Annotated in this window: 23 protein-coding genes; 17 read left to right on the top strand and 6 right to left on the bottom strand. The window is 66.3% G+C overall.

Translation table 11 applies throughout. The features are described from left to right. Positions 1-257: 257 nt before the first annotated feature. Positions 258-1,562 (bottom strand): M28 family metallopeptidase, encoded by a 1,305-nt coding sequence (locus N6C22_RS00115; protein WP_261648485.1) that lies wholly within the window; start codon positions 1,560-1,562, stop codon positions 258-260. A gap of 233 nt (positions 1,563-1,795) precedes the next feature. Between N6C22_RS00115 and N6C22_RS00110 the strand changes: the two genes are divergently transcribed. From N6C22_RS00110 to N6C22_RS00070, 9 genes are all read left to right on the top strand, one after another. After that, positions 1,796-1,981: an endonuclease Q family protein gene (locus N6C22_RS00110; RefSeq protein ID WP_261648484.1), complete on the top strand. Its 186-nt coding sequence runs from the start codon at positions 1,796-1,798 to the stop codon at positions 1,979-1,981. Between the two features lie 289 nt (positions 1,982-2,270). Beyond that, entirely contained in the window at positions 2,271-4,064 is a 1,794-nt protein-coding gene (gene pepF / locus N6C22_RS00105; protein ID WP_261648482.1) for an oligoendopeptidase F, read from the top strand. Between the two features lie 154 nt (positions 4,065-4,218). Continuing rightward, on the top strand, positions 4,219-5,376 hold the full coding sequence (locus N6C22_RS00100; protein ID WP_261648480.1) for a hypothetical protein: 1,158 nt from the start codon (positions 4,219-4,221) through the stop codon (positions 5,374-5,376). Between the two features lie 764 nt (positions 5,377-6,140). Further along, on the top strand, positions 6,141-6,773 hold the full coding sequence (locus N6C22_RS00095) for a hypothetical protein (RefSeq protein ID WP_261648478.1): 633 nt from the start codon (positions 6,141-6,143) through the stop codon (positions 6,771-6,773). An 806-nt stretch (positions 6,774-7,579) separates the two neighbouring features. After that, entirely contained in the window at positions 7,580-8,821 is a 1,242-nt protein-coding gene (locus N6C22_RS00090) for a proteasome-activating nucleotidase (RefSeq protein ID WP_261648477.1), read from the top strand. A gap of 75 nt (positions 8,822-8,896) precedes the next feature. Further along, on the top strand, positions 8,897-9,370 hold the full coding sequence (locus N6C22_RS00085) for a pyruvoyl-dependent arginine decarboxylase (protein WP_261648475.1): 474 nt from the start codon (positions 8,897-8,899) through the stop codon (positions 9,368-9,370). Positions 9,371-9,434: 64 nt separating this feature from the next. Further along, positions 9,435-9,830, top strand: coding sequence for a DUF5811 family protein (locus tag N6C22_RS00080; protein WP_261648474.1), 396 nt, complete (start codon positions 9,435-9,437; stop codon positions 9,828-9,830). Positions 9,831-9,968: 138 nt separating this feature from the next. Continuing rightward, on the top strand, positions 9,969-10,730 hold the full coding sequence (locus N6C22_RS00075) for an ABC transporter ATP-binding protein (RefSeq protein ID WP_261648473.1): 762 nt from the start codon (positions 9,969-9,971) through the stop codon (positions 10,728-10,730). Between the two features lie 55 nt (positions 10,731-10,785). Then, entirely contained in the window at positions 10,786-13,125 is a 2,340-nt protein-coding gene (locus tag N6C22_RS00070) for a type II CAAX endopeptidase family protein (protein WP_261648471.1), read from the top strand. A gap of 293 nt (positions 13,126-13,418) precedes the next feature. On the opposite strand, the gene infB is transcribed toward N6C22_RS00070, so the two are convergent. Continuing rightward, a complete protein-coding gene (infB, locus tag N6C22_RS00065) occupies positions 13,419-15,230 on the bottom strand; it encodes a translation initiation factor IF-2 (protein WP_261648469.1) in 1,812 nt (603 codons plus the stop codon). A 186-nt stretch (positions 15,231-15,416) separates the two neighbouring features. Here infB and N6C22_RS00060 point away from each other — a divergent pair, with 186 nt between their 5' ends. Both N6C22_RS00060 and N6C22_RS00055 read left to right on the top strand, forming a co-directional pair. Then, positions 15,417-15,662, top strand: a complete 246-nt coding sequence (locus N6C22_RS00060; protein WP_261648468.1) for a PRC-barrel domain-containing protein — start codon at positions 15,417-15,419, stop codon at positions 15,660-15,662. Further along, positions 15,663-16,124 (top strand): NOB1 family endonuclease, encoded by a 462-nt coding sequence (locus N6C22_RS00055; protein WP_261648467.1) that lies wholly within the window; start codon positions 15,663-15,665, stop codon positions 16,122-16,124. It begins immediately after the preceding gene. A 12-nt stretch (positions 16,125-16,136) separates the two neighbouring features. On the opposite strand, the gene N6C22_RS00050 is transcribed toward N6C22_RS00055, so the two are convergent. The 3 genes from N6C22_RS00050 to N6C22_RS00040 form a co-directional block, all read right to left on the bottom strand. After that, positions 16,137-16,274, bottom strand: a complete 138-nt coding sequence (locus N6C22_RS00050) for a CopG family transcriptional regulator (protein ID WP_261648466.1) — start codon at positions 16,272-16,274, stop codon at positions 16,137-16,139. A gap of 66 nt (positions 16,275-16,340) precedes the next feature. Then, a complete protein-coding gene (locus tag N6C22_RS00045; RefSeq protein ID WP_261648464.1) occupies positions 16,341-17,171 on the bottom strand; it encodes a CPBP family intramembrane glutamic endopeptidase in 831 nt (276 codons plus the stop codon). A gap of 88 nt (positions 17,172-17,259) precedes the next feature. Further along, positions 17,260-18,552, bottom strand: coding sequence for a glucose-6-phosphate isomerase (locus tag N6C22_RS00040; protein ID WP_261648463.1), 1,293 nt, complete (start codon positions 18,550-18,552; stop codon positions 17,260-17,262). A 121-nt stretch (positions 18,553-18,673) separates the two neighbouring features. Between N6C22_RS00040 and N6C22_RS00035 the strand changes: the two genes are divergently transcribed. From N6C22_RS00035 to N6C22_RS00025, 3 genes are read left to right on the top strand one after another with little or no spacing between them, the layout of a single operon-like run. After that, complete coding sequence (locus N6C22_RS00035; RefSeq protein ID WP_261648461.1) at positions 18,674-18,991, top strand: hypothetical protein; 318 nt, start codon at positions 18,674-18,676, stop codon at positions 18,989-18,991. After that, on the top strand, positions 18,991-19,227 hold the full coding sequence (locus N6C22_RS00030) for a hypothetical protein (RefSeq protein ID WP_261648459.1): 237 nt from the start codon (positions 18,991-18,993) through the stop codon (positions 19,225-19,227). Before N6C22_RS00035 ends, N6C22_RS00030 begins: the two co-directional genes overlap by 1 nt. A 16-nt stretch (positions 19,228-19,243) precedes the next feature. Continuing rightward, positions 19,244-19,717 carry a DUF5812 family protein gene (locus N6C22_RS00025; protein ID WP_261648457.1) on the top strand — a complete coding sequence of 158 codons (474 nt, stop codon included), beginning with the start codon at positions 19,244-19,246 and terminating at the stop codon, positions 19,715-19,717. A 16-nt stretch (positions 19,718-19,733) separates the two neighbouring features. On the opposite strand, the gene N6C22_RS00020 is transcribed toward N6C22_RS00025, so the two are convergent. Next, positions 19,734-20,051, bottom strand: a complete 318-nt coding sequence (locus N6C22_RS00020; RefSeq protein ID WP_261648455.1) for a hypothetical protein — start codon at positions 20,049-20,051, stop codon at positions 19,734-19,736. Between the two features lie 112 nt (positions 20,052-20,163). On the opposite strand from N6C22_RS00020, the gene secF reads away from it, so the two are divergent. The 3 genes from secF to N6C22_RS00005 all read left to right on the top strand — a co-directional run. Beyond that, positions 20,164-21,069 (top strand): protein translocase subunit SecF, encoded by a 906-nt coding sequence (gene secF / locus N6C22_RS00015; protein WP_261648454.1) that lies wholly within the window; start codon positions 20,164-20,166, stop codon positions 21,067-21,069. Next, complete coding sequence (locus N6C22_RS00010) at positions 21,066-22,619, top strand: preprotein translocase subunit SecD (RefSeq protein ID WP_261648453.1); 1,554 nt, start codon at positions 21,066-21,068, stop codon at positions 22,617-22,619. Before secF ends, N6C22_RS00010 begins: the two co-directional genes overlap by 4 nt. Before the next feature lie 65 nt (positions 22,620-22,684). Next, a partial coding sequence (locus tag N6C22_RS00005; protein WP_261648451.1) for a hypothetical protein occupies positions 22,685-23,017 on the top strand: 333 nt, incomplete at its 3' end.

The following is a 23,017-nucleotide window of genomic DNA, read 5'->3' as shown; positions in this document are numbered from 1 at the left end:
TTTGCTCATTATATGTGTCGCGCTGTCGTGTACCGACAACGCATTACCGTGCACCCCCCTGCACGTGGGCAAGTTGTCGTTTCGCATCAGTAACTACGGCTGGGTTAGATAGTAAGGATAACTCAACAGACCTGTGTGGTTGTTGTAAGTAGTCAACTACGTAATCGATAAAAACCTTGAGGAGATTCGTAGAAAGTCTATGAGGGGTCGGTAGGTTAGTGTCTGTGGCTCAGTAACGTAACCAACCAGAAACCACCTTACTCGGGCCAGATACCCGCGGCCCGCATCCCCGGTTCGAACGACTGCTCCCGGAGCGCGTCGTGGAGCGATTCAGTCCCCAGGCGACTGAAGTTTCTACACGCCAGGGAACGTACAAGTAAGCAGGTGAGCATGGCGTGTTCCCGTAACGTTCGGGAATCTGCCTTGTCTCTCGTGTCGGCTCGCGTGTGCGTCACGCCGCGGCCACGCTCGCCACTCTCGGAGTGGAGTTGCAAGGATGGCACACCAGCGCGCAAGAACGGCCAGTGGTCGCTCCATGGGTGTGGGTCGGGCCGTACGTGGACCGGGCGGTCGGTCCGGTCGGCGAGCTCGGCGGCGACCGTCTCCAGCTCCGGGTGTGCGTGGGTGTAGGCCACGAGGTCGCGGTGGCGGCCCGCCCCGTCGACGTTGACCACGGCGCGGATGCGGTCGGTGTCGAGACGCTCCGCCAGCGCCTCGCTCCCGAGCAGGCCGACCTCCTCGCCACCGACGCCGGCGACACGCACTCGACAGTCGAGGTCGACGGCGGCGAGTGCCCGGGCCAGCGCGACGACGACAGCGATGCCACAGCCGTTGTCGAGCGCGCCCTCCCCCACGTCGTGGGCGTCGAAGTGCGCCAGCACCAGAATCTCCTCGTCGGTGTCGGGGCCCAGGGTCCCGTGGACGACGTGGGTTTCGCCCGCATCCGTGCTCGCGTCGACCGACAGGCGGACCGAGCCGTCGCGCTCGGCGTACTCCCCGAGCCACTCGCCCGTCTCGTAGGAGACGCCGACGCCCGGGATGGCACCCTCCTCGTCGAACCGGAGCGAGCCGGTCGGCGGCAACTGGCCGGGCTTGTGGTTCGCGAAGACGAACGCGTCGGCACCCGCCTCTGCTGCGTGCCCGTACTTCTCCATGCGGTGGACGAACCGCTGGTCGCTGGGGGTCGTGGTGCTCGCGAGCGCGACCGCGCCGTCGAGGTCTGCCGCCGCTATCTCGGCCGGTGTTCCGTGGCCAACGTCGACCAGTCGGGCGTTCGTCTCGCCCGCGGGCGAGTACGGGAGCGCGACCGCCTCGAAGGTGCGTTCGACCGGGTCGGTGACCGCGAACTCGGTGTGGCCTCGTGACCAGCGGGTGATCGGCGAGGTCTCGTGCGTGAGGGTCGCGACGCCAGCGTCCGCGAACGCGTCGACGACGAGGGCCGCGGCCCGGGCCTCCCCGGGATGTCCCGCGAGTCGGTCCTCGAGTTCACAGAGTGCGGTCAGGAACTGCCAGGGGGTCTCGTCGCGCCAGAGCCGCCCGAGCACCGCATCGATATCGGTCATACCTGGTGGTGGGTGGGGTGGGGGGAAAACCTTGGGTGTGAGACGCATGAACCGACTGGGAAAACCGAAACTGTCGGGGGAACGTATGGAACTGTCGGGACGGAGATTCGCTGCGTAGATAGTTTCTACCGGGCGTTCGCTCCGATGAAACAGAGCGCAACAGGGGCGGACAATCCAGTGAGAGAGCATGAACTTCGCGAACGGATTCAGGGGTTCATACTCCCCGAGCGACCATGGAGAAACGTGGCATGATGACCGTACTCCAGTCCCTGAAGACCGCGTTCGAGTCCGAGTCCGAGGAGCGCCACTACCACTACGACTGTCGGGTCTGCGGGACCAGCTTCGAGTCCGACGAGCCCACCGTCGACACCCTCAGCTGCCCGGAATGTGGAATCCGGTCCTGGTTCGAGAACTCCTGACCGAGCGTCATCCCACCGCGGGACGAACTCCCGAACACCCACCCATCACCCCACTGGCACCCAGAGGCACCCCCTCACCCCACAGCGAACCATTCGCGCTTGGACCGCTCCCACCCGACACCGCCGCGAGCGGGTCTCACGCGGTCGACCTGGCATCGTGCCACGTCGGCGCTCCCGGGCTCGGTCCGCTTCTCCCATCGCCTGACCCTTGCGACAGATCCCGTTCTCGCCGACCCGCAGCGGACGCTGGTTGGCAAGGCTTACCTCGTTTCGATTCGAAGCCAGTGCCATGAGTTCAGTCCCCGAACGGTCCGAGATAGACACCGAGTACACGTGGGACCTCGAGTCTATCTACGCGACAGACGAGGAGTGGGAGGAGGCGTTCGAGACGGTGCAGTCACGACTCGACGACCTCGAGCAGTACGAGGGGCAGGTCACCGACGACGGCGAGACGCTCTATTCGGTCCTCCAGCTCCGCGACGATATCATGCGCGAGGTGTCCATGGTGTACTCCTACGCCCGCATGCGCAAGGACGAGGACACCACGAACCAGCAGTACCAGGCGTTCACCGCCCGTGCGCAGTCGCTCTCCTCCGACGCCTCCAGCGCCGCGTCGTTCATCGACCCCGAGATCCAGTCCGCCACCCGCGAGGAGATATCGGCGATGGTCGAGTCGACCGAGGGCCTGGAAACCTACGAGCACTACCTCGACGACGTGCTCCGGATGAAAGAACACACGCGCTCGGCCGAGGTCGAGGAGCTGCTCGCAGAACTCAGTGAGGTCACCGGCGGCACGAGCGAGGTGTACAACATGCTCGCCAACGCCGACATGGAGTTCCCCACCGTCGAGAAGCCCGACGGGAGTTCGGTCCAGATCACCCAGAACAACTTCACCACCCTGCTCAAGAACCAGGACCGCGAGTTCCGCCAGACCGTCCACGAGTCCTTCTACGAGGACTGGGCGGACGTGCGAAACACGGTCGCCGCGGCGTACAAGAACGCGGTGAAGGCCGACGTGAAGACCGCACAGGCCCGCTACTACGACACCGCCCGCGAGGCCGCCCTCGACGGCCCCAACGTCCCGGTCGAGGTGTACGACAACCTCCTCGAATCGGTCCGCGAGAACCTCGACAAGCTCCACCGGCACACCGAGTTGAAGGGTGAGGCCCTCGGCGTCGACCAGGTCGAGATGTGGGACCTCTACATGCCGATGACCGAGACCGAGAGCCCCGACATCTCCTACGAGCAGGCGTGTGAGTGGACCGTCGAAGCCCTCGGTGCACTCGGCGAAGAGTACCAGGAGCGCGTCCAGGAAGGTCTCGACTCCCGCTGGGTCGACGTGTACGAGAACAAGGGCAAGCAGTCGGGCGCGTACTCCGGCGGCACCTACGACACCCAGCCGTTCATCCTGATGAACTGGCAGGACGACATCTCGAGCATGTTCACGCTGGCCCACGAGCTGGGACACTCCATGCACAGCCAGTACACCAAGCAGGAACAGCCCTACGTCTACTCCGGCTACGAGATCTTCGTGGCCGAGGTGGCCAGCACGGTCAACGAGGCGCTGCTCACCCAGCACCTGCTGGACACCGTCGAGGACGAGACGTTCCGCCGCCACGTCCTCAACGAGTACCTCGAGCGCTTCCGGTCGACGCTGTACCGCCAGACCATGTTCGCGGACTTCGAGCACCAGACCCACAAGCTCGTCGAGGAGGGCGAGGCGCTCACCCCCGACGCGGTCGACCAGGTGTACGGCGACCTCAAGCGCGAGTTCTACGAACCCGCGAACGTCGACGAGCACATCGAACGGGAGTGGATGCGGATTCCCCACTTCTATTATTCGTTCTACGTGTACCAGTATGCAACTGGTATCTCGGCCGCCGTCGCGCTCAGCCAGAAGATCCTCGACCCCGACGACGACGAGGCCGCAGACGACTACCTGAACTTCCTCTCGAAGGGTTCGCGGGAGTACCCGCTCGAACTGCTGCAGGGTGCCGGTGTCGACATGGGCACCAAAGAACCCGTGCAGGCCGCACTCGACGTGTACGGCGAGTACCTCGACGAGATGGCCGAACTGATTTAATCGGGTTCGCTTGCGGGTTCGCTTTCTGTCCGGTTTTCGCTGGGCTTGCGGTTCGTTCGCGTGTTTCGACCATTGCATCGAGCCGCCCGAATAATCGATGGAATCCCAGCACCGATGCACGGCTTATTTGAGCGCCCCAGCAGGAGGTAAGCCAATGACCGACGCGTTCGCCGACAGGACCCTCGCCGAACACCGGCGTGTTTTCGAGAAGATATGGTGGCAGAACCCCGAGCGACAGAACGGAACGTCCTCGTCCTGGTGGTTCTTCATCCTGTTCCCGGAGGGCGAGGAGGGGTACGGTCCGAGACAGCTCATGTTCTCGATAGCTGCCTGTGTGGGTGACGAGTCACGTGTGAACGACCTCCCGCCCAACGGAATGGACGCCGACCGCCCCGTCGCCGACGGTGTGGACAGATTCAACGCGACGACGGTCGGCTGGGCCGGCGACGAGGACCAGGTCCACGACCACGTAGTCAGGCAACCAGCCGAAGCGGTGCTCTCCCGCGAGGACCAGCGTCTCGACGCCTGGGCAGACCGCGAGGACGGAACCAGACGCGGAAGCGAGATTTCAGCGCTCTCGGACCGCCTCGGGCTGCGAGCCCACGTCATCGGTGACGACGCCGAGGCGGAGTTCGAGGCGTGGGGCGACCTCGACTCGAAGATGACCGCACCACACCACTCGCTGGATATCGACACACCACTGGGTGGTGCCGAGGTCGTGGCCTGGCGGCAGATGGAGTTCGAAGGGGAGTTCGACCTGCCCGACGGCCCCGAGACGCTGTCCGGCTCGTGTTACTTCCAGCGCGTGTGTTTCGACATGCCGCTGATGCCCTGGAAGTGGATCTGGGCGATATTCCCGGACGGGACCTCGTTCTCCGTGTTGATCCCGTTCATCGGGCCACACGTGTTCCGACGGGGCTACAAGTTCTTCTCCTCGGACAGACTCGAACGCCTGACGATACCCCTTCGACAGAACGGGTTCTGGAACTGGGGCACGAAGGAAGGGCACGTCGAGTTCGACAGGATGACCGTCGAACCACTGCTGGGTAGCGGCGAGCACCCCGACTTCGACGTTCGCGTCGAGAACGAGGCGGGCGATTACGTGCGGTTCGTCGCCCGGACCTACGGCCATGCGCGGAACTGGCTCGACCGGCCGAGACTCGGTGGTCGGCTCGCGTCGCACTGGAGTTACAACGAGTTCATGTTCCGGATGACCGGCCTCGCCGGACGCGTCGGTGGGACGCCGATCGACAGCGAGTCGCTGGGGACCGGATTCGGGACGCTGGAGTACAGTACTGGCCTGGGTCTGTGAGCACCGGGCGGTCCAGCGCAGGTTGTGATAGCGGTGCGAGAGACAGAGCACGAATCGGGTACCGACCACTGGCCAGCTGGGGAACGATTGATTCAGAGGTCTCGGTCTGTCGCTTCACCCACTTTTCTGAATCAAGTTTGTCAGAAGTGGCGTGCTGAATATAGAGTGCTGTGTCTGTCGCTTCACTCAGAGTTCTGAACCAACATTGACAGAAGTGTCGTGCTGAATACAGAGGGTGTACGCAGCAGACTCACCCGCTAGAAGGGATGTGTTTCCTTACGTAGTAACCGCATCCCGAACGAGACGAGGTAGGATACCTCCACCGACGATAATCACGAGAATCCTCACCCACATTGGTGAATCGGTAAACAGATGAATTGCGATGAGTGCCCCAATTGTGAGAACTCCGAACAGAATGAATATTTGATGTTCGCGGGAGACCATTCGTTCGAAAATTACTGATGAGCAACTAATACGTGATGGTCGTCAAGGAGATTGTTCTCTTACGGACACACGCTTCTCGTACTGACACATATGCGCCCTGCATTCAGCAGCGCCGCAAGAACATTCCCAGCTGCTGCCAGAACCTGCGTACTGCATACAGAGGGTGAGTTCAGCACACCAACTGCGTTACATTCGACTCAGATCGGATACTGCACGATTGCGCGCCGAGCACGTCCTCTCTCCCGGCCTATTCGATACGGGGGGTTCGCCCTTGCATAGTATCAACAGGTATTCTATCGCGGAGGAGTTTCCTCTGAACGATGCAGCGCCGAACCATCCTCGGACTGGCCATCAGCGCCGGGGCCGTCGGCGTGCTCGGGGCCACAGCCAGGGTCGCCGACGAGCCCTCCCTTCCACCGGCCACCTACGCACAGGAGCCGGTAGCTTCGACGGATGAACGGAACAGTCCCGTCGTGGCCACCGACACGACGACGGCGGGAAGCGAAACGTACGGGACCGTTCGACAGTTCGCGTCGGTTCTCGACCTCGAATCGACCGGCCGCTACGCCCTCGTCACCAAGTATCGACTTATTCCAGGGTCGAACTACGAGGCGGGGACCGAGTGGGAAACTGCCTCTCTGACGGTCGAACACAGCTGGCGCTCCGGTACGCTCGTCTCCCACTCTGGTGACGTTGTTCCGGCTGCCGATGGTGACGCCGACTCGAATCTTTACTTAGGTACCGACCGCTCGACGAGGCGGAACCGGTGGGACCTGACGTTCGACCCCACAACGGGGGACTCCCGCACCCTCCGCTTCGCCACTGTCGTGGACCGGGAGGAAGCCCCCGGGACAGGCGACACTCTCGTCGACGCGATGTTCGGTGGAGGATTCACGAAGGGATTCTTCGGGGCCTCAGAGCGGGATCTCGCGACGGCACAACTCGTAATGTAGGGAGAGAACGAGTAGAGTCGAAGTCGCCCACACGCCCCCGACGAGTAAACACCACCACACACGTTTGTCCGCTTCTGCTACTGGGTTCGGGGTACCAAGCGGACGGTCTGCAGACAGCTCCGAACGCTAAGTGTCTCACCTGCACGCAACGATTGAGTGAGGCAGGTTCGGTGACCGACTCGCGCCCTCTATTCAGCACGGTACTGAGAGGACCAAACGAGACTGTCAGGAACATCGGCGGTTCACTCGCAGTCTCAGTCTGTCAGCGCATTCGGCGAACAGACGCCGAAACGAACGAAAGTCGGGTTCTGACTGTATCTTCTGTATTTTGCACGACACCTGTGTCAACTGCTGAGGGTAACAACAGGGCTGGCTTTCCGGGTTTCGCGGTTTGATTCTTGCCCGATTCGATTGCTGGTACTGGTGGCGACGAGCAGCGTGCTCGCGCCGATGAAAGTGGGACCGCCACCGCACCGCTCCACACCACGCCCTCCCCAGCCGACTCCCTCCGTTGCACTCCGGTCGTCCCTCGCACGACGCTGGCTCGCGGTCTCACTCGCTCACGGGTCGTTCCTCCCCGTTCGCTGTCGAGGCGACTGCGTCGCCTCACTCGCCACGCTCGCCAGCGCGCGCCGCCCGGATGGCCGGGGTTCGAGGGGGAATATCCACCGCCTTCCCGCCCGGTTGCTGGACCCAACGACCGTCGACCCACACCTCCAGCAGACCGACGAAAATCAACCTTTTGGACAGCACACTCTCCCCAACCCAAAGGCTATTTTACGCGCCACGCATACGACCGATAACTCATGTCCCGGAGTCCTTCGTTGCCCGACCGCCCCCGGCTCGACCTCGACCCGGAGATGTCGGACGACGAGCGTCTGATGGCTCTCAAGAAGCACCTCGCCGACGTCTCGCAGGTGCACGAGCAGCTCTCCTCCCAGCTCGAATCGGCCCACGGCCGTCGTGAAGACCTCAAAGAGGAGGTCGACCAGACGGAACGCGAGAACGAGGCGCTGAAGACGTCCTCGCTGTACATCGCGACCGTCGAAGAGCTCGAAGAGGAGGACCAGGAAGCGGTGGTGAAACAGCACGGTAACAACCAGGAGGTGCTGACCGACGTCTCGCGTCGCATGGCCGAGGAACTGCAGGCCGGCGACCGCGTGGCCGTGAACGATTCGTTCTCTATCCAGACCATCCTCGCCAACGAGACCGACGCGCGGGCGCAGGCGATGGAGGTCGACGCCAGTCCCGACGTGGTGTACGAGGACATCGGTGGCATCGACGAGCAGGTGCGCGAGGTGCGCGAGGCCGTCGAGGAGCCGCTCATCGACCCCGAGAAGTTCGAGGCGGTCGGCATCGACCCGCCGTCGGGCGTCCTGCTCTACGGGCCGCCGGGCACCGGGAAGACGATGCTGGCGAAGGCGGTCGCCAACGAGACCGACGCGACGTTCATCAAGATGGCGGGCTCCGAGCTCGTCCGCAAGTTCATCGGCGAGGGCTCCCGGCTGGTCCGTGACCTGTTCGAGCTCGCGACCGAGCGCGAACCGGCAATCATCTTCATCGACGAGATCGACGCCATCGCGAGTAAGCGCACGGAGTCGAAGACCTCCGGCGACGCCGAGGTCCAGCGGACGATGATGCAGCTGCTCTCCGAGATGGACGGCTTCGAGGCGCGTGGGAACATCCGTATCATCGCGGCGACGAACCGCTACGACATGCTCGACCGCGCCATCCTGCGCCCGGGCCGGTTCGACCGTCTCATCGAGGTGCCCGAGCCGAACGGCGAGGGCCGCGAGCAGATCTTCGCCATCCACACGCGGAACATGAACGTCGCCGACGACGTGGACTTCGGGGCGCTCGCCGACCGCACGGGCGGCTACTCCGGTGCCGAGATCGAGAGCGTCTGCACCGAGGCCGGGATGTTCGCCATCCGCGAGGGCCGCACCGAGGTCCGCGAGGTGGACTTCACCGAGGCGCTCGACAAGATCGAACGCGATGACGGCAGCGACTACGTCCCGTCGGCCGGGCACGCGACGTACCACTACTGACCGGGACTGCCGGGGCCGGGACACACCGACCGCGCAATCGCAACCCCCTTTTCGACGCACCGATTCTCACCGGGTATGGAGCCGATTCGCATCGTCTGGGGCCAGGCGACCGGCCCGACCGAGATGTCGTCCTACGACGCGGCGCTCGCCGAGGCTGGCGTGGAGAACTACAACCTCGTCGCCGTCTCCTCCGTGATTCCACAGGACGCCGAGGTCGAGGTCGTCGGCACGGCACCCGACCTCGGCCCGGTCGGGGAGCGACTGACGGTCGTGCAGGCGCGGGCGACGACCACGGAACCGGGGCACGTCAGCGCGGGGCTTGGCTGGGCGCAGTCACCCGAAGGTGGCCTGTTCTACGAGGCATCCGGTGACACCGACGAGGCGGACGTGGACGAGCGCGTCCGGCGCGGGCTGGCGGCCGGACAGGCGCTTCGCGACTGGGAGTTCGGGGAGCCACACGTGAAGGTCGAGAGCGCCGCGGTCGAGCCCGGAACCTACACGACGGCGGTCGTGCTGGCGGTGTACGGCGGCAGCGACCCGCTGCTCTGAGTCGGGATTGCAGTAGCCGAACCCTTTTTATCCGTTCTACCACTACGGACGGTAGCGAGTTTTTATGAACGGAAACAATCCGTATGCCGGACTCCCGGGCAGTACGCAGGCCGGGAAACGCGCAGACGTGGACGTGCCGGAACTCTCCCCCGACCAGACGCGGGCCCTGCGCCGCGACGTGACGGCTATCGCGGCACGCACCCGGGAGTTCCTCCCGAGCGAGTACGTCGTCAACGGCGACGTGACACAGGGCATCAGCGGGCCGCAGGCGACGGTGGCCGTTCGGCCGCCGGCGGGCCACCCCGTCAGTGCCGGGTTCACGCCGGACATCGACGACGTCGAGGGCGAGTACCTCATCGACCCGGACGAGCAAGCGGAGGTCGCCCGCGGGCTGGCCGCCTCGGCGGCCCTGCAGGTCAAGCAGGCGATTCAGGACTCCGTCACCCCTACGGCGCGATAGGCCGGGTCACCCGGCTCCCACCGACCTCTCGGCGCACCGATTCACTTCGGGGTAAGGTCGCGTTCTCGGTATCCTAACTCCCGCGTAGCAACCTGTAGGAGCATATGGACTATTTCCCCGGGAGACCATTCTCTGTGTATGAGACGGGGCGAGGAGCAACTGGCGATAACGGCGTCCGGACTGCGGAAAGTGTACGGGCCGGTCGTCGCCGTCGAGGGGCTCGACCTCGCCGTACCACGGGGGACCGTCTACGGGTTCCTCGGGCCGAACGGGGCGGGGAAGACGACGACGATGGGGATGCTGACGACGCTGGTGCCACCCACGGCGGGGACGGCGGCCATCGTCGGGGTCTCCATCGCCGACCGTGAGGGCGTCAAGCCCCACGTGGGCTATCTGCCCGACGAGCCGCCGCTGTACGACGAGTTCACGGCACGCGAGCAACTGGGGTTCGTGGCGGACCTGCGCCAGCTGGAGCCCGAGGCGGCGGCGACCCGCATCGACACGCTGCTCGACCAGGTCGGACTGGCGGACGTGGCCGACGAGCGCATCGAGTCCTACTCGCGAGGGACGCGCCAGAAGGTCGGGCTGGTGCAGGCGATGTTGCACGAGCCCAAAGTGCTGTTCCTCGACGAGCCGACGAGCGGGCTGGACCCGCGGGCGGCCCGTGAGGTACTCGACCTCATCGACGGGCTCGCCGACGGCGGGACGACGGTGTTCCTCTCCTCGCACGCCCTGTCGGTCGTCGAGGAGCTGGCGGACGTTGTCGGGGTACTCCACCTCGGGAAGCTGGTCGCCGAGGGCACGCCCGCGGAGTTGACCCAGCGCGTCGCCGACGGTGAGCGCTCGCTGGAGCGGGTGTTCCTCGACCTGACGGCCGACCAGTCGGAGGTGTCGGTATGAGCCGGGCTGGGTCCCGCGCCGGGGGCGGCGCTGGCGGGCGGGCGGAGGCCGCGGGATGAGCGCGCGCTGGCCGCGGGCGAACGTCGCCTGGCGCATCGCGAGCGCCGAGGTCCAGCGCAACGGCCGGCGCTACATCGGGAGTCGCCACCACGAGGCGTTGCTGGTGCTCGCGCTCGTCCTGCTCGCGCCGGTGTTCGTGGTGTTCGTGCAGGCAGCCATGGCGGTCGGCCGGTCGCTCGCGGCCGGTGACCCGACCACGGTCAGCGCGGCCCGGTACTACCTGCCGGGCGTCGTCGTGTTCGTCGTCGTCCTCGGGGCCATCCAGGCCGGGCGGCGGGTGCTGTCGCTCGATGCGAGAGAGATGATGCTGACGGCGGTCCCGGTGCGGACGCTCGTTCGCGGCCTGTTGCTCGCCGACCTGTTCGAGTGGACCGTGGTCTTCCTGACGCCGGCCACCATCCTCGTGCTGGCGGTGGCGGTCGGTGCTGGCTCGCCGATACTCGCCGTCGCCGGGACGCTCGCCGTCGCCACCCTGTTCGTCGCGGCCATCCTGTTCGGGTACGCACTCGGGCTGCTGGTCCGGCTCGGCCTTCGACGGGTCCCCCTGCCCACGTCGGTCCGGTCGGTCCTGGGCGCGCTCGGGGGTGTGACCGCGGCAGTTATGGCGGGTGGGCTGGTCGCCTTCGCAGGCAGCATCGCGGTCCACGGCCCGGCACCGACGGCGACCACCGGGACCGGAGCCGGTGGGGTACTCGCGCAGGTCTCGATTCCGGTGGCGACCCTGCCCGCGGGCGACCCGCTCTCGCGACTCTCGTGGTACGCCGACCTGCTGTTCGTCGGCACGCCCGCCGTCGAGACGCTGACGACCGCGACCCTCGTCGCCGCCGTCGCCGTCGTGTTGACCATCCCGGGCAGTCTGACCGTCATCTCCGTGTTCTCGCCGAGTTTCTGGTACGGTGACGCACCGCTGTCGAGCGACGGCCGTACCCACATCGGCTCGCAGTCGGTCAGGTCACCCTCGCCCACTCGCCGCGTCGCGACCCGGCTCTGGTGGCGCGCCGTTCGGTCCCCGCACCGCCACGGCTACGTCTTCTACTACCTGTTCGCGGTCGGGACGCTGCTGGTGCCCGTCGTGGTGTATCCCTCGCTCGCGTTGACGCTGGTCGGCACGTCGTTCGTCCTACTCGGCGTCTGGCTCGCCGGCGCGCTGTTCGGGCTGAACCCGCTCGGAGAGGAGGAGGAGATGCTCGCCCAGCTCCTGCTGGCGACGATGCCAGCGGCCGTCCTGTTGCGGGCCCGGATGATGCTCGGGGTCCTCGTCGGTGTCCCGCTGGTGCTCGTCGGGACGACCCTGCTCGCGCTCGGGCCACTGGCACCCCTCGACGCCCTGGCGGTCGGCGGGTACTGGGTCGCGCTGACGCTCGCCAGCGCGGCGTTCGCCCTCGGTGTGGGGACGCTCGCGCCGCGGTACACCCCGGTCAGGCTGTTCGCCCGGGTCGAGAGCGTCGCGCCCTCGGTGACCGCCATCGTCTACCACCTCGTCGCCACGACCGTGCTCGTCGCGGCCGGACCGGCGCTGGTGCTTGCCGAGTTCGACCTGCTGCTCGTCGTCGGCTTCCTGTTCGGCCTGCTCGTACTCGTCACCGACGGCTCCTACCGCTACGCCCTCGAATCGTTCGAGGCCGTCGGCCGCGACCCCGGCCGCGTCCGCTGGTCGCGCCGCCTTGCGGTCCACCTCGCCGTCGGCGTCGCGGTCATCGGGACCCTCGTCTCCTCGGCGGTCGGGCTGGCCGCGCTCGTCGTCCTGCCGGGCGACGGCGTCACCGACCTCGTGTTGCTGTTCGTCGCGGGCTACTTCGGCTACCTGCTCGTCGTCGTGCTCATCCTGGAGGGATTCGGGGACGGTATCCGCGGGATGGACGTCTACTGGCTCTCCGACTCCGACGTCACGCACGTCATCGCCGGTGTCGCCGCCACCGGTGCGGTCGAGATGGGTGTCGTCGCCATGGCGTGGTACTTCGACCTCCCCGTGGCCGAGCACACGCTGGTCTCCTACGCGGCGCTGGGCGGGGCCGGGCTCTTGCTCTCGGTCCTCCCGCTCGTGTTGCTCGTCAACGGGCCCATCGAGGAGCTGATGTTCCGGGGCGTCATCCAGCGCAACCTCGACCGCTCCTTCACGACTGCGGGCGCGGTGATGGTCGGCTCGGCGGTGTTTGCAATCGCCCACCTGCCGATGTACTCTGGAACCCCGGCCGCGGTCGGGATGGCGCTCGCCCAGCTGTTCGCCATCTCCATCGTCTGGGGGACGGTGTACGCCCGCACCCACAACCTCGCGGTGCCGATGCTCTGTCACGGCGTGAGCAACGCACTGGCGGTCGCGCTGCTGTTGTTGTGAGCACCGTGGAACTGGATGATTATCCAGTACTTTGAGGGTATTTTTATAAAGGGCAGTACTGGGAAAGCCGGTAAACGATGTGGCTCCGGTTGGAAGGTGCGGATAGGTTGCGGTAGGGGCGGCGACGACCGCTTGGGGGAGCACGCCGACCGCCCGATTGCTCGCAACCTTGCAATCGCTTCCGGGGGGAAGCCAGAGCGGGGGAGAGACAGCACTGACTCACGTCGACCTGTCGGGGTCGCGTACCCACTGATGGGAATGAGACGAACGGAAATCGAGTCGGCCCGTCGGGCTTACTTGCCCCAGAACGGGTCGACCTTGCGGCGTTTTTCGAGGTAGAACGAGAGTGCTTCGCGCTCGTCCATCGGGATCTCCTCTTTGAGTTCTTGCTCCAGTATCTTCGCGTGCTTCTCGGGGAGTTCGATCCAGAGTTCGTCGTTCTCCTCGATCTGGCGACCCACCGTGGGGCCGTCGATGGCGACCGAGACGCGGTTGCCGGCGCGGGCCTCGTCGACGTCCTCACCCTGGTCCTGGATACCCTTGACGGAGCCGACGCGTTTCGGGTCGTTCCCCTCGAACTTCACGACGTTCTGGTTCTTGCGGAGGGTCCCCGAGAGGATCTCGACGCCGACGACGGCGGGGTTGTTCTGGCGGAAGGTGTGGTCGGGGAGGATCTGGAACCGGCACGGGCGGGCGATGTTCTTCAGGACGGTGTCCTGCTGGGCCTGCTTCGTGCTCTCGACGAACTCCTCGTACTCCTCGATGAGCTGGTAGATGACGTCGTCCGTGTAGATGCGCACGTCGTCGATGTCGGCGCGGTTCTCGGCGTCTTTCAGCACGTCGACGTTGAAGCCGAGGATGGTCCGGTGGAGGTCGTCGTCGGCCGTCGAGGCGACGCTCACGTCGCGCGGGGCGATGTCGCCGACCTCGGCGCGGACGATGGGAATCTCCGCCTCTTCGAGGGCGTTCGCCATGGCTTCGAGCGAGCCGAGGGTGTCGGCCTTGACGACGACGCCTTCCTCCTCGGTGGAGACGGCGAACTCGGCGAGTTCGGCCTCCACTTCGGCGACGACCTCGTCGAGGTCACGGTCGCCGACGACGCGGACCGGCGCGCCGGACATCGCCTTGTCGAGGTCGGGGGCGGCGACCTTGATACCGGAGGCCGCTTTCACCTCGTCGACGCGCTCGAAGCGGGACTCGGTCCGGATCTCGGCGAGCGGGCGCGGCTGCAGGAGGGCGCGCACCTCGGTGACGATGGGCTCGTTCTTGCTGCCGACGACGATGGTGTCGTCCTCGCGGATGATGCCGTCGTAGAGGACGAGGTCGATGGTGGTCCCGAAGCCGCGCTCCTCCTTGACCTCGAGGACGGTTCCGACGCCGGGGCCGGTCACGTCGATGGCCATGGCCTCCTTCATGTAGCGCTGGGAGAGGCCCATCATGACGGCGAGGAGGTCCGGGATACCCTCGCCGGTCATCGCGGAGACGGGGACGACCCCGACGTTCTTCTGGAAGTCCTGCACGCGCCAGTACATGTCCGCGGAGAAGCCGTTGTCGGAGAGTTCGCCGATGATGGAGTAGAGCCGCTGGTCGAGGTCGTTCCGGACGCGGTCGGACTGGGCGTCGTAGGTCTGCTGGATGGGGGCGTCCTCGTTGGCGTTCCAGCCGGGGACGGTGTCGACCTTGTTGGCGGCGACGATGAAGGGGGTCTGGGTGTTCTGCAGGATGTCGATGGCCTCCAGAGTCTGTGGCTGGAAGCCGTCGTTCACGTCCACGACGAGGACGGCGATGTCGGCCAGTGCGCCACCACGGGAGCGAAGCGTGCTGAACGAGTGGTGGCCGGGCGTGTCGATGAACAGGAGCCCGGGGAGGTCGAAGTCGTCCGGGTCGACGAGCGACCCGGCCATCTTGGAGACGACCTCGAGCGGGACCGCGGTCGCGCCGATGTGCTGGGTGATGGCCCCGGCCTCACCCTCGATGACGGCGGAGCCGCGGATTTTGTCGAGAAGGCTGGTCTTGCCGTGGTCCACGTGGCCGAGGACGGCCACGATGGGTGTCCTCAGCGTGTTGGATGCTGTGTCGGTTTCGGAGGAATCTGTATCAGACATGGCGAACACCCTAGAAGGTTCTTATCTGAGAGTACTCAGGACGGCATTTAATTCCATCGTCACGGTCGTCAGGCCCTGTGAGGCGTCGACACGTCTCGGCCCGGTGGTCGACCGGGCCCGGTGCACCGGCGTCGCCCCGCGGTGGTCCCCGTGGCGTTTATTAGCACCCGTTGGGAAGACAGTGGTATGTCCGACATACTCGCGGAGAACCTCTCGGGGAAGTCCGTCATGGGCTCTGACGGGACGGAACTTGGGATGCTGTACAACATCACGATGGACCTGAAGAGCGGCCGACTCGACGACCTCGTCGTCGAACCCGGTGACGAGACGCCCACTCGCGCGATCGACTACAACCGTGACGAGAGCGGGCGCTTCCGGGTCCCGGTGGACAACGTGCAGGCAGTGAAGGATTACATCGTCGTCCAGCGGTAAATGTACGTTCTCGACTCTTCCGCGTTCATCAACGAGTACCACACGTCCAACGACACCGCCACCATCCCCATGGTCCGGGACGAGCTCGAAGGTGAGAGCGTCTACCGGTACGACGCCATGGAGGGGGCCGGGATGCACGTCCACATCCCCGACACCGAGACGACCGAGCGCGTCCGGCGGGCCGCCAAGGAGACGGGCGACCTCGACGTGCTCTCGGATACCGACATCCGGCTGGTCGCCGCGACGTTCGAACTCGACGGCACGCTCGTCACCGACGACTACGCCATGCAGAACGTCGCCGAGAAACTCAACGTCGGCGTCGAGGTCATCGCTCGCGACGGCATCGACGAGCGCCGCGACTGGCGGTTCCAGTGTGCGGGCTGTGGTCGCGAGTTCGACGAGAACAAGGAGCGCTGCCCGATCTGCGGGAGCGCGCTCTCGCGGAAGAACCCCTCGAACTAGTACCCCTCGCCCCTACTTTTCGACCTGTTCGAGGCCCCGTTCGATGAGTTGCCGGAGCACCGCCTGTTCGGTGAGGTCGAACTCTTGTGCGAGCGCGTCGACCCGCTCGCTCATGTCCTCACCGCAGACGATGGAGTACCGCTTCGTCATACGAGGCAAGCTACAACGGGGATATCGAAAAAGGTTCGTCAGACAGCCGTAAGACGGGCTGAATCGTCACACGAGCGCGAACAGGGTGACGAACGCGCTCTCGACGGCGTTGTTCGTCAGGTCGACGTAGCTGCTGGCGAACGCCAGCGCGTTGTACGCTCCGTGGATGAACGCCGGCACGAGGACGTTCTCGGTCCGGGCGTACACGCCGCCGAGCACGAGCGCGAGCACGAAGATGACCGCGAGCGAGGACGCCAGTGCGGCGGGACCACTGCCGGTCGCGTAGGCCGGGATGTGGACCAGCGCGAAGATGGCGCTGGCGACGGCGACCGCACCGACCTTGCTGAAGTGCGTGTACAGCGACTTCTGGATGACGTTGCGGTAGAGCAGCTCCTCGCCCGGGCCGATGATGAGCAGCGAGAGGGGGATGAGCGGGAGCAACAGCGCGGGGTCGCCCTGCTGTGCCTGCTGGGCGGTGCTGTGCTGGGCGGTCGAGAGCCCCAGGACGTTGATGAGGGAGGTGATGGCGATGAATCCCAGGAGCAGGATGACGAACCCACCGACGGCCCAGCCCACGTCACGGAGCGTCGGGACCCGCAGGTCGACGAACGACCAGTCCCGGTCTGAGTACTTCAGATAGGCGATGGCGAGCGTGAGCGTCCCCAGGCCGAGGCTGAGGACCGAGATTATCTGCCCCTTCGGCCCGGTCGGCTCGAACTGGCCGAAGACCAGGACTGCTCCCATGTAGAGGACCAGCTGGTACACGACGAGGACCGGGAGGGAGGCGAACCCGAGCAGCGCGAACCGCAACACGGTCTTCGCGGTCATGGCCGCCGTCACCTTCGATGGCGGGGAGGGCGAGGGCGAGCCGGTGCGGTCGACGAGCGAATCGTCCATACCGGAGGTAGCGAACGGAGAACTATAGGCTCTCTGCTATGGTGAATAGGCTGCGCACGGTGGAACCGGCCGCGAAAACGGGCCGCCGTTACTCGACGAGCAGCTCGGTCTTCTCGGCCACCGCGTCGGCCTCCTCGAAGTCACCGCCGCCGAGCAGGCCGCGGGCGGCCTTCTTGCCCCACTCGACCGCCGGCTGGACGAAGGTGTCGACACCGTAGAGTTCGCCCGCCATGACGCAGGCGGCCTCCATCCCGTACAGCAGCGAGCCGACGCCGCGCTCGTCCACGCGGTCGAGTTCGACCCGGACGTTCGGGCGGCCCGCCGCGGAGAGGCTGGCCTCGGTGGCCTCGAACTCGGCGTCGAGGAGGGTCCCCAGGCCCTTCCCGCCGAGGTAGGCCAGGTCGTCGAACTCGGTCTCCGGAATCTCGGTGTCGTCGTACTCGCGGGGCCGGACGAGGGTCACCAGCTTGTCACGGGGGCCGGCGCGATAGAGCTGGAGCTGGGAGTGCTGGTCGGTCGCGCCGAGCGCCCGGGCGGGCGTCTGGCCGAGGCCATCTTTCCCGAGGCTTTCGGCCCAGAGCTGGGCGAACCATTCGGAATAGGTCTCGAGGGATTCGGCGTAGGGCATCATCGCGTTCACCGACGCGCCCCGGACGTCGAGGGCGTAGGAGATGGCACCGTAGGCGTAGGCGGGCGAGTCGAACAGCGAGCCCGAGAGCTTCGCCTGCTGCTCGGCGGCCCCAGCGACGAGTTCGTCGAGGTCGTGGCCCTGGATGGCTGCACAGGCCAGTCCGACGGTCGAGAGCGCGGAGAACCGGCCCGGGACGCCGTCGGGGACCGGGAGCGACGGGAGGTCGTGGCGGTCCGAGAGCGTCCGGAGGGGGCCGGACTCGCCGGTCGTGACGAAGGTCCGGTCGGTCCAGTCCACACCTGCGGACTCCATCGCGTCCTGCACGACGAGGAAGTTCGCGAGCGTCTCGGCGGTGGTGCCCGACCGGGAGACGACGTTCACGGTCGTCTTCTCGAGGGGCAGGTCGGCGAGCAGGGCGGAGACGTGCTCCGGGTCCACGTTGTCGAGGAAGTAGGCGTCGACGTCGCTGTCGAGGGCGTCCGCGATGGTCGCCGCGCCGAGCGCGCTCCCGCCGATACCGACGTTCAGGACCGCCTCGCTGTCGTCGAAGGGCGCGACCGCGTTCTCGATGGCGGCAGTGTCGACCGTCTGGGGCAGGTCGAGCGCGGCGTAGCCGTGCTCGTGGTTCGCGATCCCGTCCGCGATGCGCTCGTGGGCTTGCGCGACCTGTGTGTCCAGGCGCTCCAGTGCGTCCCGAGAGATGCCCGGGGAGGCCTCCTCGGCCAGCGCGTTGCCGATGTCGACGTACATACGGGGACTCGCTCGTGGCAGCGACAAAACGCTGCTGATGACTGGTGCAAGGGCCGCGTCTGCGGTGTGCTATCGGCGCTGGACCGCGCCGCTTTTGGCCCTCTCGTCCCAAGTCAGGGCGATGACCGACGAGGCCGAGGAGACCTACGACGGCGTGTTCGGGGCGTTCCCGTACGCCCTCCGCCAGAGCGAGTCGCGGCTGTTCAAGCTGTACGCGGTGGTCGGCGGGCTGCTCGGCGTCGTCCTCACGTTCTACTTCGGGGCGGCCCTGGCCGTCCAGGTGGCGAACACGCTCGGGTCGGTCGGGGGACGTTCACCTTCCTTCGGGCGTTCTACATCTTCTTCGGGCTGCTCGTGGTCGCGCCCATCCTCGCCCCGGTGCTGTTCGTCGCCCGGCGGCACCGCCGGGTCGGGAGCGACACGCGCTACGACCTGCTGATGGCCGTGACGGGCTTCCTGTTCCTGCTCTCGCTCTACCTCGCGCTCGTCATCTCCATGCCGCCAGAGTTCACCCTCGACGGCGAGACCGTCACCCGGCCCGCTCCCAGCGGCCTCTTCGCACCCGTCGTCAGCCTCCTGTACGCGATGCCGCCGCTCTCCAGCCCGCTCCCGCCGGCACTGGTCGGCGTGGTGATGCTCCTGCTGGGCCGACGACGAAACCCGGAAAAGGCCTGACCGCTAGCCTCGGGACATGAGCGAGAAGACCGCGACGTTCCTCGTGACCGAAGCCGACGAGGGCTCGGCCGTCCTGCGCGACGTGGACACCGGCCAGATTCACACCCTCGGCGAGAACGACGGCTACGAGCGCCACCAGGTGGTGGGCGCGACCATCGCACCCGTCCCCCCGATGGAGGTCGTCTGGGAGGTCGTCGAGGAGGACTACTGCCACACCGTCGAGCTGGTCGACAGCGACCTCTCGCCGACGACGCAGGCGATGGACATCGCCGAAGAGCTAGAGACTGGGGACATCGAGCGCGTCCCGCGCGCCGGCACCGGGGAGATTCACGTGCTCTCGGTGCCGCCGGAGCAGACCGAACAGGCCGCAGCAGACGTCCTGGAGGACCCCGAGACGATCGCCCGGGCGGCGCGGGTGAACGCGATTCGCGTCGAGGTCCGGCGCTCGGTGGAAGAGGGCGTGTTGAACGTGCGGTACCTGCCGGACTGAGTCGTTCGTTCTTCCGTCACTCGGTCGCCGGCCCGGCCTGACTCTGGACCTTCCAGCCGCCCTCGAGGCCGCATTGCTCTCTGACCGTGTACTCGATGTCGGTGTCCGGTCCCATCTCGTCGCCACCCTCGACCGTCTCGACGCGGAGGGGCACGTCGTAGGTGCTGCCACAGCAGCCCACGTCGACGAACTCCTCCCAGATGTCGCCGACGGCGGCGGTCTCTCGGGTCCGGCGCAGCCACGCCTTGAAGTGGGAGGTGGCGACCTGGTCGCGGCTCCAGTCGGAGAGGTCGGCCGGGTACGACAGGACGACTCGGCTGGCGTACTGACTCATACCGGAACCTACGACCTGCCGACGCAAAAGCCTCCCCCGCGGGTGCGCCGATTCTACACGACTGGACGGGGAGATAAGAAGGCTTAGGTGGGCCGATACCGGACCGGCGTCCATGAGCAAGTTCGAGGTACCGGAGATAGACTACACCCCGTACTCGAACCGCCAGCTGGCGGCAGTCCCCCTCGCGTTACTCGCTGTCGCTCTGGTGGTCATTCTCGGGTGGTACGTCGTGTTCGGGACACCGGTCGGGTTGAGCACCGACTTCACCGGTGGCACCGAACTCACGGTACAGACAGACACGCCACGAAGCGAACTCGACACAGCGTTCGAGGCGGACATCGTCTCGAAACAACGGGTCCAGGGCCCGTCCATCACGGAGCCGACCTACATCCTGACGTTCGGCCCCGAGACCGACGGACAGGAACTGGCCGACCAGGCGCAGGCGAACCTGCAAGCGACCTGTTCGAACCCCGACGAGTGTGAGCTCGTCCAGGCCCGTCAGACGACCTCGCCGAGCTTCGGGAGCAGCGCCCGGACGACCGCGGCACAGGGCCTGTTCGCCGCGTTCCTCGGCATGAGCATCCTCGCGTTCGTCTTCTTCCGCTCGTTCGTCCCCTCCATCGCCATCGTCATCTCGGCGTTCTCGGACATCGTCATCCCGCTGGCGGCGATGAACCTCCTCGGCATCAAGCTCTCGCTGGGGACCGTCGCCGCGCTCCTGATGCTCATCGGGTACTCGGTGGACTCCGACATCCTGCTGAACAACCACGTCCTCCGTCGCTCCGGTGGGTTCTACGACAGCGTCCACCGCGCGATGGAGACTGGTGTCACGATGACCGTCACGTCCATCGCCGCGATGGCCGTGATGACCGTCGTCGCGACGCTGTTCGGCATCGAGCTGATGGCCTCCATCGGCCTGGTGCTCGTCCTCGGTCTCGCGACCGACCTCGTCAACACGTACATGCTCAATCTCAGCCTGCTTCGCTGGTACAAGCTCGGGGAGGTGACGCCGGAATGAACCTCCGCGAGAACTGGCGCGTCGTCGTCCTCGCCCTCCTGCTCGTCGGGAGCGGGACGATACTGTTCACCCCCGGCCTCATCGCCGGGTCGACCGGGCCGACCAACCTCCAGTACGGCCTCGAACTCGACGGCGGGACGCGCATCCGCGCCCCCGTGGTCGGGATGACCGCAGAGCCCGTGAGCTACGGCGGCTTCGAGGATTCGAGCCAGATCAGCGCGGCTCGCCAGCAGATCGCCAACGACCTCGGCGTCGAACTGCGTGACGTCTACCTCCGCCCCGAGGCGGGCACCGCAGAGGTGTTCACCGACTCCGTCAACCGGACGGAGTTCGTCTCCGCGCTCAACGACGCCGGCATCCAGTCCGCGGAGGGCGGGCGGGTGACCACCGACGACGTGCGCGACGGCGTCACCGAGTCCACCCGCAACCAGATCACCGACGTCCTGAACCGGAAGCTCGAGGCGACCGGGCTCACGGCGGGGTCGGTGACGACGGCGACGACCGTCGACGGGACGAACTACATCGTCATCGAGGCACCGAACCAGGACCCCGACGAGCTGCGCAATCTCATCAGTGACCGTGGTGTCGTCACCGTCTACGCCCGCTATCCGGGCGAGAACGGGACGATGGAGGAACAGCCCGTCATCACCTACGAGGACCTGAAGAGCGTCGGCGCGCCCGAACAGAACGACCGTGGTACCTGGCAGGTTCCGGTCGTCCTGAACCAGCAGGCCGCCGGCCGGTTCACCAACGTCATGGTGGACAACGGGTTCACCGGGTCCGGTGCCGGTTCGCCCGAGTGTGGCGGTGACTCCCGTAACGACGCCGGACACTGTCTGGTGCTCGTCTCCGAGGGGAACGTGACGAGTACGTTCTCGGTCGCCCCGAGCCTCGCCAACAGCATCGAGTCGGGCGACTTCGCCGATGACCCACGGTTCGTCATGACCACGGGCTCGCGCGCCGAGGCCCGCGAGGTCTCCGTCGACCTCCAGGCCGGGTCGCTCCGTGCACCCCTCGACTTCGAGGAGTCCCAGGTGTTCTCGCTCGAACCGGCGCTCGCCGAGCGCTTCAAGCTGAACTCGCTGCTGACCGGTATCGTCGCGGTGCTGGCGGTCAGCGGCGTGGTCTACCTGCGCTACGGTGAGCCGAAGGTCGCACTGCCGATGATACTCACGGCGCTCGCCGAGGTCGTGCTGTTGCTCGGCTTCGTCGCGGCGGTGCGTCTCCCGCTCGACCTCTCGCACATCGCCGGGTTCATCGCGGTCATCGGGACCGGGGTGGACGACCTCATCATCATCGCCGACGAGGTGATGGCCGAAGGTGGGGCGACCTCCTCACGGGTGTTCCAGTCCCGCTTCCGCAAGGCGTTCTGGGTCATCGGCGCGGCCGCGGCGACGACCATCATCGCGATGTCGCCGCTGGCGGTGCTCTCGCTCGGTGACCTGCGCGGGTTCGCCATCGTGACCATCCTCGGCGTGCTCATCGGAGTGCTCATCACCCGGCCGGCGTACGGTGACATCCTCCGGTCGCTGACGACCGGCGAGCACTGACGACCGACCCGTCAGCCGGCGATTAGGCCGGTCTCCCTTCTGTGTGGCTGTCGTCGCATTCCGCCATGCCCAGTGTCCTCTCTCGCCGCCGTCTCGTCGGCGGTCTCGCCGCGGTCGGTCTCCCCCTGCTCGGCGGCTGTCTCACGACGGACCTCTCGGTCGATGCCCCGGCTATCCAGCAGTCGGAGGTGTTCGCGTCGGTCAGCCGGACCGAATCGTGGGCGACCTCCAGTACGCGTGTCGACGTGACGCTCACCCGGCAGGCGACGCGGACGCTCGGCGTCGCCAAGCTGGTCGTCATCGCCGACGGGAGCGGGTACGATGCGGCCACGCTGCAACCCGACGCGAGGGTCGCGACGCTCGCGGTGCCGACCACGGGTTCGGTGACGGTTCTGGCG

The sequence above is a fragment of the Haloarchaeobius sp. HME9146 genome (assembly GCF_025399835.1).
In the GTDB taxonomy this organism is placed as follows: domain Archaea; phylum Halobacteriota; class Halobacteria; order Halobacteriales; family Natrialbaceae; genus Haloarchaeobius.
Note: the sequence above shows the minus strand (reverse complement) of the source record. Positions and strands in the feature narration are given on the sequence as shown.